The sequence below is a fragment of the Parabacteroides chongii genome, from assembly GCF_029581355.1.
GTDB lineage: Bacteria > Bacteroidota > Bacteroidia > Bacteroidales > Tannerellaceae > Parabacteroides > Parabacteroides chongii.
This window is the reverse complement of sequence record NZ_CP120849.1, coordinates 3,373,912-3,390,281: the sequence shown is the minus strand read 5'-3', so window position 1 is coordinate 3,390,281 and position 16,370 is coordinate 3,373,912. Positions and strand designations below refer to the sequence as shown.

Here is a 16,370-nt window from a genome sequence, read left to right as displayed (position 1 = left end):
TGTCTGCCAAAATTACAAATCTTAATTCAAATTCCAGCTATCAAGAGCAGATTCTATCAGCGGTTTCTTATTTTTTAGCACCATAAGTACGGTTGAATAAAAATTCTGCCAATGCCGTATCATCCGTAAAATTCTTTATTTCGTCAGGCGAGATGGGCTCACCGACATATACATCGACTGTCTTTCCCCGTTTGTTGAAAGCTTCGGCTGGAATACGCAGAGTACGTATCTTCCAACTGATACTACCCAGCCAGTAAAAGAAGCGGGAATTCAAAAAATCAAAATAAACAGGATATATCGGAACATTGGCTTTGCGGATCAGACGGATCACGCTGTGCGTCCAGGGCAGGTCACGGATCACCTTGTCTTCTTTATTGTAGAAAGAAATCGCCCCTGCCGGGAAAAAGCCCATCGGATGCCCTTCTTTCAGGCGCTGCAATGAATAACGTACACCGTTTATATTGGCCGGGTTCGGACCATTACCGGTTGAATCGGGCAAGACTGAAACAAAATTATCCTTCATGGCACCGATCTTTACCAGGATCTCGTTCACCATCACCTTAAAGTCCGGACGGCGCGCTGCCATGATATCGATCAGTATGATCCCATCGACCGAACCGATAGGATGATTGGATATTGTTATAAATGCCCCTTCAGGCAAATGATCCAGTATTTCCCCATTATGCAGATGATACTTGATGTCGATCAAAGGATCATTCAGTAAGGCAGTAGTAAACGCTGCTCCACGCAAATGGCAATTATTGGCATGCACTTTGTTTACTTTGTCAACACTTAGCCATTTAATCAGTAATTTGCCAAGGAAGGTGCCTACACGGCTTCTGAAGAACGGGGCAGCTTCCTGCAAATCATTAATGTCTACTACGCTCTTTTTCATATTTTATTTATTCAATAAACGATGCACACATTTTTTCGTGCTTGCGCATCGACATCAGCAATACAAAATTCAACACGATTATTTCATACAGGAAATAAACCCACACTTCACCTACCAACACGACAACGAACATGACAATTGTACGCCCGTTAAATGTCAGCAGATCTATATAACGCATCAGGTCACGACTTTGTTTACGAAAAGCGACCCGTACATTCTCCGGAATATCATCCCCGTATTTAGCATGAAGGCTCTGCAACATATGCTGCAAAGAGGGAGTCGCTTTTACCTGGAGTAAAGTATATCCTCTGTAAAGAAAATAAAATGCTTTGTTGATACCCAGCTTCATCTCTTTATGACGGGCTATTACCTGTTCCAGAGACTGAAATTCTGCGCCTTTATCCTTACTGATGAAATAAAGGTGCAATGTTTTATAATAATCGGTTATATTCGCCTGCACCAGATGAGACAAGCCGGAGATAACGGCTAAAGCGAAAAACCAGTAAGTGCCATATTCATGGGATAAACGGAGAGCAAAACCGACATAGATGGAGGCAAACCAGATATCACCGGCAAATCCGTCAAGTATTCGTCCGATAGCCGACTTGATACCGGTCAGACGAGCCAGCTGGCCGTCTACACAATCGAGTATATTGGCAAAAACCAATAATAAAATACCACAGATATTATACACCAGATTGTCATGATAAAACATGTAGCCGGCACCTGCTCCTACAAAGATAGAAATAACCGTCACCATATTCGGGGTAATCCCCGTGCCACGCAGCATACGAGCGATACGAAAACCGATCGGACGGTAAAACGCCCGGTCCACTACATTTTCTGTTTCTATCGATTTTAGTGATGCTTCGTATTCTTTATCCAAATTACTCATGATCTATTATTTATACGAATATCCGCCGTCTACAACGACCACTTCGCCATTAAAATAACTATTTTCAATTAACATCTTATACACTTCGGCCAACTCTTCCGGATCACAAAAGCGTCCTAAAGAAACCTTGTTCTCTATATTTTTTCGTATCTCAGCCGGTTTGGTCTTCTGCCATTCGGTATCGACAAATCCGGGAGCGACTGCGTTCACACGCAACTCATAAGGAGTCAGGAATTTGACCATATTCTTAACAAGAGCATGCACAGCACTCTTCGTCACCCCATAAGCCAGGGAAACCGAATGAGGCTGAATACCCATCAAGGAGCCGGTAAAGACCACACTCCCCCCCTTATTGATCAATTGAACAACACGTTGTAATAAGAATACCGGGAAATGTATATTTGCAAAAAAGACCCGTTCCCAATCCGTGAGTGACAAATCCTCAAACGAATCACGACAAGTCAGTCCCGCATTAAAGATAACAGTATCCAACTGCAAATTCTTTTCCCGCAAATAAGCATCTATTTTATCAATGGATTCCTTTTTAGTAATATCAGCCTGTAGTACAGAGACTTTGATTCCAAATTGCTGTTGCAAACCATCACGTGTCTGTTCAGCCTTTTCCGAATCTGAAGCATATGTAAGCACAAGATCATACCCGGCTTTTCCCAAACAGAAAGCCACCGCTTTACCTATACCCTTCGTACCACCGGTAATTAAAGCACATTTTTCCATGAGTTCTTTTTATTCCTCCCCTTTCCCCTTTACAGTAGCAGGTTTAGCATGTCGTTGATATTTCAGGTTCTCTTCGTAAGAATCATGAATCGTCTTCTTCAAATTAGATGAAGAAACGCCGGTTCCGTATGGGAAATAAAAAACCTGTACACCTAAATCTTTCAGATAATCGTATTTACCGTACCAGTCGTCACCAACCACGAAAGCATCGATATTCAGCTTCTTCACAATCTCTGTATGATCGAGTGTATGCTGCGGTATGACAATATCCGGAGTTTTCAACGCTTCAATGATCTGAAGACGCTCGTTGAACGGGATAATAGGATTTGCTTTATAAGAAGAAACCAGTTCGTCCGTGCTTACTCCTACGATCAGGATATCAGCCAGGCTACGGGCATAATTGATCATCCGGAGATGATTATAATGAAACATATCGAATGTTCCGGAAGTATATACGATCGTTTTATCTTTAAACATAATTCATGTTGCAATTTTGAACCACAAACTTACGCAAACTTTTCCTATCAAAAAAAGTTTGAAGTCAAAAAGCGCAATATTGACCATTTTATTATAAAAAACAACAGGTATAAAGAACCGTTATTTATAACAAATATCCCCCGGAAACAGAGTTTTCCGAGGGATATTTCTTTATTATTTATTGAGAACAAACCTCTGCATCATCATCTTTGGTAAGATCCAGTTTTTCATTGTCGCCGCCCTTATCGAAATATTGTTTTCGGAGCGGATTTGCCGTCGCCTCACGATAGATCAACCGGTTACGGTAAATATCGAGAGCGGCATACAAAGCCTGGCGAAACGATTCTTCAGATGCAACATTCTGTCCGGCGATGTCATAGGCAGTCCCATGTGCCGGAGAAGTTCGTACGATCGACAGGCCGGCCGTATAATTAACACCGTCATCCATTGCCAGCGTTTTGAAGGGTGCCAGGCCCTGGTCATGGTACATGGCCAGTACTCCGTCGAACTTATCATACATTTGAGAACCGAAAAATCCGTCTGCCGCATACGGCCCGAAAGACATCACACCTCTTCTTTCAGCTTCTTCCATAGCCGGCAGTATGATCGTTTCCTCCTCTTTTCCCAACAAACCGTCATCGCCTGCATGCGGATTCAAGGAAAGAACGGCAATACGAGGTTTCACAATCCCAAAATCCTGTTTGAGCGATTGATTGAATATACGCAGCTTCGACACAATATCCTCTACGGTTATTTTTGAAGGGACCTCAGAAAGTGGAATATGCCCGGTCACCAAAGCGACACGCAAACCATCTTTCATCAGGATCATCAAGGCTTTCCGTCCTACACCGCCAAAACGTTCTTCCAGATATTCGGTATGTCCCGGAAAATGGAACTGATCATTCTGAATATTATGTTTATTGATCGGAGCTGTCAGCAAAACATCCACCGCTCCCCTTTTCAAATCGGTAACGGCTGCTTCCAATGCCAGGAATGCAGCTTCTCCTGCTATCGATGTCGACTGCGATAATTCTACTTTTGTCTCATCATCCACACAGTTAATGATATTCACCCGGTTAATTCCGGCATCTTCTGCCTGAGAGATGATATTCATATTCACAGGAGGCAACTCCAACGCTTTCCGGTGATAAGCTGCGATCTTCGACGATCCGTATATGACCGGAGTACAAAGTTCAGCAACCCTGGCATCTGAAAATGTTTTAAGTATCACTTCATATCCGATACCATTTATATCCCCGTGGGTAATGCCCACCTTTATCAATCGTTCTTCCATGTATTATGTTTGTTTATTTCTTACTTTCCGGAATGTCAAGCTTTTCTTCTACTGATTTATCAAATTCACCCGGCAGGCGAAGAGTATATAAAGCAGCTTCGGCACGGCGGATAAAGTTACGTTTATCTGTTTCAGGAGCAAAGACAAACCCTTCGGCAACAACTACGCGGTTGTTCTTTTCATCGAGACGGACATGACTGACAAACGGTCCTCCCATCATATCGCCAACCATCTTCCACAAACCACGCAACACACCGCAATACTTTCCATTCACCGTGATCGGCGTGTACTCAACGCCAAACCGGGATTCTGTCGTCATATATGAATCGGGAAAAGCACCCGGCAGATTCGCTTTCAGCACCGAGTCACGTTTCGCCACCAAATAATCGGCAGTGAACGTATTCGGGTCCGTATAAGGGAAAGTATATACAATCAAATCCGTACGTCCGGTATTGGCATTATTGGATGCCCAGAAAAAGTCTGTCGTATCCCGATAGTAAGTCATGTTAGCCGGAGCATTCAGCATCAGGTCGTACTTATCCTTCAAGTTCTCCATAACCACCGTACTATAATCTTTTTCCAACTGAGCTACAGCCCGGTTCATTTCGACTTTTACAAAGAAGTCTACAAGCGCTCTCGGATGTGCCTGTGCATATTCGATGATTGCTTCCGGAGAAGGAGCATTCAAGGTAACAACCACCTGGCCTTTTGCCCAGCGATCATTTTCATAGCTCAGCGAAGCCTTCGTATAAATGGCAGGATCTATGTTTACGATCAGGATATTGCGGACATAAGTCAACAACCCGTCAAATTGAGAAGGATCTACATAAGTTATTTTTAATGCAGGTTCAGATTGAGGAAGACCTGGGACATCTGATGTCAGTTCTTGCTTAATAGCCTTTCCCGAAGGGCCATCCCAGTTTGCTTTTTTCATTACTACAACAACCTCGTAAGCGAGGCCAGTGGCCCGTTTTCCAACCGGACCTGAGCTACATGATCCCAGCAATACCAGAAACATACATAAGCTAATCAGTAAAGAAATCTTTTTCATACCCATTCGTTTTTTATTACACAAATATAGTTCTTTTCCATTAAATGATCTGCCTTCTATCCATTTTGTTGCTTTTTTGCCGTTGACAGCATCCCACAAGCGGCAAATATATCTTCTCCTCTTGAAGCCCGGATTGTACAAACGAGCCCGGCATTATTCAGGGTATCACGGAATATTTCCATTTTCGCCAAATCCGAACTTTCCAACGGGACATTGGGTATAGCATGAAAACGTATCAGGTTCACCCGGCATTCCATTCCTTTTAATAAACCAATCAAAGCCTTAGCATGTTTCGGACTATCATTTAAATTTTTAAAAACTATATATTCAAAAGAAACGCGACGCTGATGGGAAAAGTCATATTGTTTAATCAGATCAATGACTTCCTGCGCCGGATACGCCTTTTCTACAGGCATCAAAGACAAACGCTCCTCATGGAAAGGAGAATGCAAGCTGACTGCCAGGTGGCAATCACTCTCTTCCAGAAAACGTTTCAGTCCTTTTATAACCCCAATAGTGGAGACGGTTATCCTTTTGGGACTCCAGCCATATCCATAAGACGACGTGAGGATTTCAAGTGCTTTGAACAGTTCGTCAACGTTATCCAAAGGTTCTCCCATCCCCATAAAGACCAGATTGGTCAACGAATCCGACTCCGGAAGAGACTGAATCTGATTCAATATCTGATTGGAGGTAAGATTGGTTGTGAATCCTTGTTTGCCTGTCATACAGAACAGACAATTCATCTTACAGCCTACCTGCGAAGAAACACATAATGTTGCCCGGTCGTTAGTCGGAATATAGACCGATTCGACAAAATTGCCGGGACCTGCGGCAAATAAATATTTGATCGTTCCATCCACCGATTTCATACAATCGACCGGAGGAACCGCGCCTATCTCAAAGGACTCCTCCAAAAGAGTACGTTTGGCTACGGCAATATTAGTCATTTCCTTAATGGCAGTCACTTTCTTCTTATACAGCCAATCTGCCATCTGCTTCGCTGCATAACCGGGCAAGCCGACCTGTGCAGCGACTTCTTTCAGTTCGTCCAGCGTCATGCCTAACAATCGTCTTTTCTCTTGCATTGTATTTTGTTCTATAACGATTAATTCAGTACAAAGATAAAAAAAGCTGCCGGACTTTTTTGAATAAGTCCGGCAGCTTTCACTGAAAAGGATCAAGTATATCCTTTATATCTTATTTGTTTAGAAGAAACGAATACGGTTATCTTCTACATCTGCCTTGTTTACCAATGACTGAATAGCCTGGAATCCGAAACGATAAGCATTTGAAGCATCTAACGTCTTGATCTCATCCGCTTCATTATATTCTTTAGCATCTTTGTTTCTGTCATATACTTTGAATACATATACGCCATTGTTTCCGACAACCGGTTCGCTTACCTGACCTACTTCAGCAACAGAAACCATTGCATTCAGTTTAGGCTCTACACCGATACCGGCGATACGACGAGTTCCGAAGTTGATAAACTTAACTGAATCTACTCTTGATCCCATAGCATCAGCATAAGACTCTACAGATGTCAGGTTCTTTGCTTTCAGATCAGCAGATATCTTTTCACCTTTCTTCTGAGCTGCAATTTCAGCTCTCAAAGTAGGAGTTAAAGAAGCAAGAGAACGGTAACCTTCTTTCAAAGTACCTTCAATACCTGCAATAACAAATTTATCGTCACATTCGAAGATTTCAGAGATTTTGCCTTTATCATTCTGGAATGCCCAACGGATAACCGGACGAGAGTTCTTGATACTTCCCAAAGTCTGATTATCTGCAGTAACAGTTACGCCTGAGATCAGGTTATAACCCGCTTCTTTAGCAGCATCATCCAATTTTGCCAAATCGTTATTTTTAGAAATGAACTGATTCAACTCGTTATAAATATTGCTATAAGTCTTGGAGCTGGGAGATACAGTCATGTCAATGTCAGCTACTTTATACTTGTTCACATTGGCTGTTTTTTCTGTAACCTTTACCAGGTGAGTTCCATATAAAGATTTAACTTTCACTACTTCATTAACCGGAGTTGAGAATACAGCGTTCTTGAAATCTTCGTTTACACCTCTCAGGGCTGTAATTTCAGTAAACCATCCCAGTTCACCGCCATTTTCAGCAGCCTGGTCAGCAGAGAATTCTTTTGCCAGTTCAGCAAAGTTTCCGCCATTCTTCAAAACGTTCATCAAACTATCAGCCAAAGCTGTTGTACGTGCTTCGTCACCGTTAGCCAACATGATATGACTTACCTTCACAGAGTCTGGAGCCATCTTTTTGTCTACCAACTTGAACATTCTGTATTTGTCATTGTCAAATACCGGACCATATACGGCACCCACTTCAGATGTTGTTGCGAATTGTTTCATTTCCGGATCGAATGCATTTTCTGTAAAGAATGCATCCATATAAGGTACTTCTGAATTTTCATTCACAATATCAGCGACTTTTTCTGATGTTGCAAATTCTTCTTTCAAAGATTCGATGTCTGCACTAGCCTTATCATAGTCTTCCTGGCTCGGGCGAATGTCTACAGCGATATATTTGATAACCTTACCTTCTTTTTGCTTGTAAAGCTCTTTACGCTGGTTGTACAGCTTCTCGATTTCGCTCTTGCTTACTTCAACCGTTGAATCAGGAATACTTGCATATGACTGCATAGCATAAACGATATCCGAATTTTCAGCTGCAGCATCAAATGCTTCTTTCGCATCCAATACATTAGCTGAAACTGCTTTGCTCAGCAAGGTTGTATATTTCTGTTCCAAACGCTGACGTTTGATGTTCTTTTCCCAGAACAACCAGAAATTACGAGCCTGAATCAATTGTGCCTGCTGATCAGCCGGATAGCTGGCAATATTGTCGTCATCAATTGTTTTAAGAAAGTTCAACAGAGCAGTCTTGTCGAATGCACCTGTCTGCGGATTAACAAACATCTGCATCTGCTGGATCATCGGTGAAATGTTTTCACCCTGAACCATGTCGAACAATTCTTCCGGGCTTACCCCCATACCTAATTTAGCTGTTGCTTCGTCTAGTACGACTTCCTGTACCATAGCGTCGAATACCGACTGACGGATTTGATTCATGTATTCCTCGGGAAGATTATTCTGACCGGACTGCATTTTATACATCTCAGTCATTTCATCAATACGTCCCTGATAATCCTGAATTTTAATTACTTCCCCGTCAACCTTAGCAACTCTCTCCTGAGTTTGTCTGAAATAAGTAGAACCGGAGTTCAAAAAGTCTCCAATGATAAAAGCGAACAATGCCAAACCCACAACGAGTACAAGCAGTCCAGCTTTGCTTCTGATTTTTTCCAGCGTAGCCATTTATCGTTATTTATTTTTAAAGTTTATATTTTACAGTTTAAGGGCACGAAGATACGAAAAAAAGGATTTGTTACATCTTTTATTCCATTTTTTTTCATCAATTGCCTACTTTCATTCGCACAAGTTCTATTTTCGTTGCCGTTACTTTTATTATTTTGAAAGTATATTTATCAATTACGATTGATTCATTCAATTTAGGAAATTTTTGGTAGAAATGCAATATGTAGCCGGCGATCGTCACATAATCGTCCGACTCCGGCAGCTCCAGATTAAACTTCTCATTCAAGGTGTCGATCTCCATACGACCCGATACGAGGTATTCATCCTCCGAAACCTTACGGGCTACATATGATTTCATATCATGTTCATCCTCAATCTCTCCGAATATTTCTTCCACCAAATCTTCCAATGTCACGATCCCGGCAGTACCGCCAAATTCATCCACTACAACCGCCATGCTCTTTTTCTCCTGCATCAGCACCTTCATCAGTTTATTGGCAGCCATTGTTTCGGGAACGATCGAGACAGTCTTGATATTCTGTGTCCAGTCTTCCGGATTCTTGAAGAGCTCCGATGAATGGATATATCCTATGATATCGTCGATATTCTCATTATATATCAGAATCTTTGACAATCCGGTCTCGATAAATTTAGAACGAAGTTCGTCGATACCGGCAGTCGTATCACAAGCAACGATCTCCGTACGGGGAACAATACAGTCACGCAAACGTACATTGGAGAAGTCGAGCGCATTCTGGAATATTTTCACTTCGGTATCCATGTCCGAATTCAAAGGTGCATCTTCAATACTTTGCTGAATAAAAAAGTCCAGATCGACTTTTCCCAAAGTACGCCTGCTCGACTGGGTGATATTCTTCACTCCCACCAGTTTCAGGATCAGATAGGATATCAAAGCGGAAAACTTCGATATCGGATATAATATAATGTATATGATCAGCAACGGAACCGAAAATAAGTTCAAGGAGAAATTCGGATTCAGCTTGAATATCGTTTTCGGAATAAACTCACCTGTAAACAGAATCAACAGTGTTGAGATAATCGATTGGATAAGAACGATCAAAGCCTCATTCGAAACGAACCGGGCAATAAACGGTTCCAGTATAATTGCCATTTGCAGACCGTAAACGACCAATGCGATATTATTACCCACCAGCATCGTAGAAATAAACTGGTTGGGATTCCGGTAAAAGATATCCAATATTTTACCGGCTATATTTTTATTCTTTTTATCCAGTTCATGCCGCAATTTATTGGAAGAAATAAACGCGATCTCCATGCCTGAAAAAAAAGCGGAAAAAGCTAATGAAATCAATATGTACGTTAATGCATTCACATCAATTCTATTTTATTGAATCTGTCTTTGTTATATCCACAACAGTCGAGTCTGTGGGAGTCACATTTACTCTTGACGAATCACGGGGAGATTCGCTTACGGGGAAAGTACCCTGTGAATTGAAAATCTTATATTTTGTCATATTTTGATTGGACTCGAAACCAATACCGGTGATAATCTTCTCTCCTTCCTGCAACTCAAAATATTGATCCGTATGAATCTTGTCCTCTTTTTGGTCAATAAACAATATCGAAGTATCCAGTTTCTTTCCTTCCAGGCTCAATACGCTCACATGGCCTATCAGCTTATACAATCCTTTCTTATCCCAATAATAAGCAGTATCTGCTTTTACACTAGCCTCTACATTAAAAAGAGAGTCAAACTTTTCCACATAAACACCCTGTGGCAAGTAATTATAAGGCTCTTTAGCCTTACCGAACATCAACCATTCTTTCGCATTCACCCGGTAACGGGTAATACCGGAGTCTGAGATCAGACTGGTCATGTCGGTCGTTCTCATAGTATACGTATTTTCCGGATCGAACTCAACCTCGACCACCTCTTTATTCTCCTTACCACAAGAAGCCATAAATAAAAGAAGCATAACAACTACCGCGAGGATAGTTGTTATGCCGTATTTGTTCGTTTTACCAGGAAAACGCGTTTCAGTCATAATTATCTGATTCTTGTTGTCTCACCGATCCAACCACCTACAGTAAACGCTTTACCTTTTTCCAGATCCGGATGCATAAAGATTTCTTCTGTAGAAGGTAAATGAGCACGGTAAGTACCGATCAACTTGTTAGCCTCGTCTTTACAGCTTTCATCAACCTGTTTTGCCTTTTCCCACTGGTCGATCGCTACGTTATAAGCTGCTCTTGCCAAAACGCCGTCATTCGGGAATACGTTCTTAACTGTCGCAGCATACATCTGTCCGATCAGGATATAAGGAGCACCATAGCTTCCGTTGATAGAAATAGCTTTCTTTGCATATTCTCTGGCTTTTGAATAACCTTTCTGGTCGAAAGACAACAGAGCCATCATATAATAATCTTCAGCTTTTGAAGAAGGATCTGTTTCCATATTGGCGGCTTCTTCAAAATATTTGATAGCCTTATCATAATCCTTGTTCTTTACAGCCTGTTTGGCAATACCGATAGCAGCATCAGCACTCGGTTCCAACTGATAAGCATAACCTGCAGCAGCAAAGAATGCATCGATTTCCTGACAACGTACACGTCTCAATAATGCAACGATTTCTTTCAAAGCAGCTAAATCGCTTTTACTTTCTTCCACTTTAGGAGCATACAAGTTCTGCAATGTTTCGCAGTCGGCAGCACCACTATTGGCAAACGCACCATTCACACTTGTTTTAAACGTAGTCAGGTTGTTTACTTCTTTTTCATTGTTTGCAGCCTGTGCAGCCTGCAACTGAGTATCCAATATTTTAGAAGCTTTCAGATAATCTTCTACATACTGTCCTTTGTGATTAGGATCATCAGCCATCTTCTGATAAGAAGCAAACATATACAGAGAAACACCTAATGCTTCCGTATTGTCACCATATTCGTTGATGATATCACCCAGCCAGCTATATAATTTATTGTAGTCGGCCTTTTCACCCATCTGCTGGATATAATCCTGGGCTTTACGAGAAACGATCCAGTCTTTACCGTAACGTTTATCATCACCGAAGTATTTCACACGTTTGTCATACACAGCCATCAGGTCATCAATCAAAGCAGCCTTCTTAGCCGGATCTTTCTCATTGGCAATCTTCCATGCCATGATCTTTACACCATGCAGATAAATATCCTTTGTAGCAGCAGGACATTCGTCATAAACAATTTTCCAAAAATCATATGCATCTTTAAAGTTCCCGGCCTTTGCATAAGGAACGAACAAGCTGATATTGGTTACACAACGGATACTGTCTTCACCTGATCCAAACTGTGTTCCATTATCTACTCCTTTCTGTGCATACGCGCCGAATGCTCCCATGGAACATGCAGCTGCAATTAACAATACCTTTATTTTCATATCTGTTTTAATTTAAGTTAGCAATTTAAATTAATCAACTTTTTTCTTCCAGAACCACATTTCATTGAATGTATAATTAACAGTAAAACGGAAATACTGTTCATCAATCATGTTTTTTCCACTAGGATTAATCTTCGTGTATTCAAAAGATATATTTACTAACGAACGGTTATCAATCAACGGCAATCCCATACCAACACTCACACCATATTCATTATATCCATTACCTTTATAGGCCGCATCATCCGTATTATTTATCATCAGATAAGAATTACTGTAATGAGCACCGGCACGGTATCTTATGCGACTAAAAAAGTTACGATTCTGATAGTTCGGAATAATTTCTCCACCGGCAGCTACCCGCACACGATTTTTGAAACTACTCTTTTCATCCGCATAAAAGGCTTTATCCCATGTTTCGTACAGTACGTCCGCCGCTAATGTCAGTTTATCTCTCTTCACATACGATGCACCGAAACCGATTGAATTCGGTATATCAAATGCCATATTTTTCGTTGTATCCGACGCAACCACTTCAGCTGAACCGGAAGAGGTAGACTTATACGTTGTATTAATATACGTCGAATTCAGACGATTTTTAGGAGAAAATACCAATCCCAATGTAATCTCTTCTCTTTTGCTGATCGGGTGAGTATACTGGACACCGAAATCAAGCTTTATATCCCGCACTTCCAGATTCTGATTCCGGATCGTATTGTATTCCGTACTGCTACCGACAATAGAAGTCTGCTCGTGCTTGATGTTGCCAAAAAGATATCCGACATTTGCTCCAACTGAAAGACGCTTCTTCCATATATCTATAGACAAACCAGCATACAAATCGTTTAATCCGCCGGAACCATTAAATGTTTCTACGTAATTGAATCCGCCTTCAGTCGTTCTCGGAGCGCCAAAGCTATATCCGACATAAGAATAAGGTAAAATCCCCACACTCATGGCAATACGTTTATGGATAGGGAACTGCAACGCAATGTATTCCACATTTCCATTAACATTATGTTGCTTATTAACTCCGTCGTCGAACCAGGATAATTGCCCTGAAACGCCAAAGTCAAAAAGGAATGTCAACGAATCCATGCAGCTATAAGATGCAGGGTTCATCGGGTTGATCTGTTTCGGCGATCTCAATCCGAAACCGATGCCACCCATTGCGCGTCCTGCTCCAAATGAGCGATCAGCCAATTCACCGTAACCGAAGCGGGTATATGGCGAGTTAGTGTTATTTTGTGCCGCTAGCGACAACTGTGTCAATATAAGAATGCTTGCTATTAGTAGCTTATTAATCTTCAACATTATACTCTAAGATTCTGTTTAATCCTGTCAACACTAAATTAATGTCTGCAAAGATGGAGTTTTTTAGCCGTCTTTCAAAATAAAACGAATGACCACCTGTTAAAAAAACCAAAAGATTAGGATATTTTATCCGTAGCTTCTCGATATATCCATCCATCTCGTAGACTATTCCATTTACTACTCCTGCTTGAATAGCACTCTCAGTATTTGTTCCCAACAAAGGGATCTCCTCCTGTTCCGTCACCAAAGGTAGTTTTTTGGTATAAGAATTCAAAGCTTTGAAACGTGTAGTCATCCCCGGAGATATATTTCCTCCCAGATAAGTACCCGAAGCTTCGATCAGTTCATAAGTGATTGCTGTGCCAGCGTCGATGACCAGCAGGTCTTTTCCCGGTTCCAGGTAATTAGCCCCGACTGCCGCAGCGAGCCGGTCTTTTCCCAAAGTTTCAGGCGTTTCATATTGAACCGAAATAGGCAACCGGATCGTTTCATCCAAAAAGATGAACCGCTGAAGTTTTCCCCGCAGGTAATCATTCAGCTCTTCATTCCGGCCTATCACAGTCGACAATATTCCATGTTCAAAATCGTATTTCCCAAAGAGAGACTCCAATTCATCAACATCGAATTTCTTGTATACAAAAGAGGCTTCCATATGCTTCTCGCTGTATACCGCAACTTTTGAAGAGGTGTTTCCTTGTTCTATAATTAAATTCACGTGACTGAAATTTTCCGCAAAGAAAAGCAAAATTGGTGAAATAACAGGCATAACTAAGGTACAACCTGCAAAATAATCAGCAAAAAAACTTTCAGATACTCCTATTTCTTTTGCTTTACCAACATAATCACCGGATTGTCTTCTTCATCCAACTTCGAGACAATTTCTTTCAATTTGCCATCTTTCAGTTGGCCTTTCTTGTAAATCTCAACAAGCCGGGATGCATTTAAACTAGTGGCGTTTTCGATTTCGCGATTAATCGACTTAGCAGTCATAGCGACAGTCCTTTTTTCAGCATAGTCGTCATTGCATACGGCTACTTGAAACATTGCTTTTTCTTCCCTGTCGTACACCAGTTCATCCGTATAGAATCCGTTTCCCTTTTCAAAGTTAAATACATTTTTAAGGGTTTGCATAAAATGATAGCGGTCGGTAGAAATACCCATATAAAGAAAAACTTCAGGCTGCATGGTATGTGCAGAAGGGGTTCTTACAATGAAGGGGATTAATGTACCATCCGGTGCATAGTGATACAATGTATCGGCAGATGTATCCACCAGTGTCCAAGCGTCGTGGCTCAGACGTATTGGATAAGAATAGCTTGCTATAAATTTATCTCCATCAACCACAATCGGCGTGTTAATCGTTTTGAAAGGAATAAAAATTTCCCGGGTAACACTTCCATCTTGTTTGGATATAATAATATGGTATGATTTGCTTCTATCCTTTCCCTTACTATGATAATCAGACATATCATAGCAAATTAAATTATTTTTGTCATAATCGAAAACAGATGAAACCTCCCGACCTAGATTCAAACACCGCTTGAATCCTCCGTAAAGATCATACACTAAAATTTTATTTCCCTGTGACTTTACGAATATTTCCCCATTACTTTCATCAAGAATAACGTCATTCATCCTTGTATATTCTTCCGCTCCTTGCCCCTGCCGGTTTATCTTCCTTACTCCTTTACCGGTTTTTCGGTCAAAAAGGAAAATATCCCCATCATTATTTCTATTTGTCGCCAATAAGTATTCTTTTCCTACATCTCGTACCAAACCTTGCGTAAGAAACTGGTCAGTGGTTTCCAGCGCAATATATTCCACATCCATAAAATCCTGAAGAACCAGTTCTTTTTTAGGATAGCTTGTTGTGACATCAACAGTGATGAGATCATCTGCCTGTTGTTTATTTTTTTCACATCCTGCTACTACTAACAGGATAAAAACTAAAATTAAATTTTGATTCTTCATATAAGTAGGAATGTTTTCTTTTAAACGTCCGAAAGTTACATAATATTACGAATATATCGTAAATAAAAGGATAAAAATATTTAACCATATAACATTTCATACTTGAACAACAAGAATACCGCCAACCATTCAATATAAATAAAAAACATCCTTATCAGAGAACAATTCCTTCTCATCCATTGTATATTTGTATCTGAAACTGTTTGCCTTTCGATAGCTATGGTAAAGCCTTTCGATAGCTGTGGAAAGATCTTACGATAGCTATCAAAAAGCCTTACCATAGCTATCGAAAGGCAAATGGTTTGAAAGATCACCGGAATAACATGCTGATGCCCCGACAAAGTCATCAGCAACTAATATTAAAAACATGGCTATAAGATTCACAGAACACAAAACACCGCGTCCGAAAGGCAACGAAGAAAAGCTGATACATGCCCGCACGACAGCCAGCCAGACCCGGCAGATGGATGATATTTGTAAAGTTATCTGTCAACGTTCCTCCATTTCGTCGGCCGATGTAAAAGCCGTTTTGGATTCATTTGTATGGTATATCGAATTCTCCCTGAGATACGGGGATCACGTGGAGCTGGAAGAGTTAGGTTATTTCTCACCGGCGCTTCGCACCCGTAAACAATCGGATGGAAAGTTTATGGTAACAGTAGACGGCGTAAACTTCCGGTGTTCTGAAAAACTGAAACAAAAGTTACGCACTGCAAAACTTGAAAAAGAGTCACAACCACAAACCTATCCACTGCAAAAACGGGAAGAACGGATGCGGGAATATTTCAAAGAACATGAAACCATCACAACACCCACCTATGCAAAACTGAACGCTTGCTCCCACTACCGGGCGAAAGCCGACTTGGAATCGTATCTGGAAAAAAAGATACTGATCCGTATCGGTGGCAGTACACATGTTTCTTACTTGTTAAATGAAAACACATTTCGTCAGAAATAATTTAAACATAAGTTCCCGATCCCTTGTTTATTAATAACAACA

Annotated in this window: 15 protein-coding genes; 1 reads left to right on the top strand and 14 read right to left on the bottom strand. The window is 41.0% G+C overall.

The genetic code is table 11. The annotated features are described in order from the left end of the window. Window positions 1-67: 67 nt before the first annotated feature. The 14 genes from P3L47_RS12535 to P3L47_RS12470 form a co-directional block, all read right to left on the bottom strand. Window positions 68-895: a lysophospholipid acyltransferase family protein gene (locus tag P3L47_RS12535; protein ID WP_277780986.1), complete on the bottom strand. Its 828-nt coding sequence runs from the start codon at window positions 893-895 to the stop codon at window positions 68-70. Between the two features lie 7 nt (window positions 896-902). Continuing rightward, window positions 903-1,790, bottom strand: a complete 888-nt coding sequence (locus tag P3L47_RS12530; RefSeq protein ID WP_122360632.1) for a CDP-alcohol phosphatidyltransferase family protein — start codon at window positions 1,788-1,790, stop codon at window positions 903-905. A 6-nt stretch (window positions 1,791-1,796) separates the two neighbouring features. Further along, window positions 1,797-2,525, bottom strand: a complete 729-nt coding sequence (locus P3L47_RS12525; protein WP_277780985.1) for an SDR family NAD(P)-dependent oxidoreductase — start codon at window positions 2,523-2,525, stop codon at window positions 1,797-1,799. 9 nt (window positions 2,526-2,534) lie between these two features. Then, a complete protein-coding gene (locus P3L47_RS12520; protein WP_122360634.1) occupies window positions 2,535-3,002 on the bottom strand; it encodes an FAD synthase family protein in 468 nt (155 codons plus the stop codon). A 178-nt stretch (window positions 3,003-3,180) separates the two neighbouring features. Further along, a complete protein-coding gene (gene pdxA / locus P3L47_RS12515) occupies window positions 3,181-4,296 on the bottom strand; it encodes a 4-hydroxythreonine-4-phosphate dehydrogenase PdxA (RefSeq protein ID WP_122360635.1) in 1,116 nt (371 codons plus the stop codon). Window positions 4,297-4,309: 13 nt separating this feature from the next. Beyond that, the gene (locus P3L47_RS12510; protein WP_122361070.1) at window positions 4,310-5,347 is read right to left on the bottom strand and encodes a DUF4837 family protein; all 1,038 of its coding nucleotides are present in this window, start codon (window positions 5,345-5,347) and stop codon (window positions 4,310-4,312) included. A gap of 56 nt (window positions 5,348-5,403) precedes the next feature. Then, the gene (gene rlmN, locus P3L47_RS12505) at window positions 5,404-6,435 is read right to left on the bottom strand and encodes a dual-specificity RNA methyltransferase RlmN (protein WP_122361071.1); all 1,032 of its coding nucleotides are present in this window, start codon (window positions 6,433-6,435) and stop codon (window positions 5,404-5,406) included. Window positions 6,436-6,555: 120 nt separating this feature from the next. Then, window positions 6,556-8,691 (bottom strand): peptidylprolyl isomerase, encoded by a 2,136-nt coding sequence (locus P3L47_RS12500; protein ID WP_277780984.1) that lies wholly within the window; start codon window positions 8,689-8,691, stop codon window positions 6,556-6,558. Between the two features lie 97 nt (window positions 8,692-8,788). Further along, window positions 8,789-10,045, bottom strand: coding sequence for a hemolysin family protein (locus P3L47_RS12495; RefSeq protein ID WP_122360637.1), 1,257 nt, complete (start codon window positions 10,043-10,045; stop codon window positions 8,789-8,791). Between the two features lie 7 nt (window positions 10,046-10,052). Beyond that, window positions 10,053-10,718 carry an LPS export ABC transporter periplasmic protein LptC gene (gene lptC, locus P3L47_RS12490; RefSeq protein WP_122360638.1) on the bottom strand — a complete coding sequence of 222 codons (666 nt, stop codon included), beginning with the start codon at window positions 10,716-10,718 and terminating at the stop codon, window positions 10,053-10,055. Between the two features lie 2 nt (window positions 10,719-10,720). Next, window positions 10,721-12,085, bottom strand: a complete 1,365-nt coding sequence (locus P3L47_RS12485; protein ID WP_122360639.1) for a tetratricopeptide repeat protein — start codon at window positions 12,083-12,085, stop codon at window positions 10,721-10,723. Between the two features lie 30 nt (window positions 12,086-12,115). Continuing rightward, entirely contained in the window at window positions 12,116-13,399 is a 1,284-nt protein-coding gene (gene bamG, locus P3L47_RS12480; RefSeq protein ID WP_122360640.1) for a BamG family beta-barrel-assembly machinery protein, read from the bottom strand. Next, window positions 13,386-14,114, bottom strand: coding sequence for a type III pantothenate kinase (locus P3L47_RS12475; protein WP_233577001.1), 729 nt, complete (start codon window positions 14,112-14,114; stop codon window positions 13,386-13,388). Before P3L47_RS12475 ends, bamG begins: the two co-directional genes overlap by 14 nt. Before the next feature lie 101 nt (window positions 14,115-14,215). Then, a complete protein-coding gene (locus P3L47_RS12470; protein WP_277780983.1) occupies window positions 14,216-15,370 on the bottom strand; it encodes a 6-bladed beta-propeller in 1,155 nt (384 codons plus the stop codon). A 367-nt stretch (window positions 15,371-15,737) separates the two neighbouring features. Here P3L47_RS12470 and P3L47_RS12465 point away from each other — a divergent pair, with 367 nt between their 5' ends. Further along, the gene (locus P3L47_RS12465; RefSeq protein WP_277780982.1) at window positions 15,738-16,328 is read left to right on the top strand and encodes an HU family DNA-binding protein; all 591 of its coding nucleotides are present in this window, start codon (window positions 15,738-15,740) and stop codon (window positions 16,326-16,328) included. Window positions 16,329-16,370 lie beyond the last annotated feature (42 nt).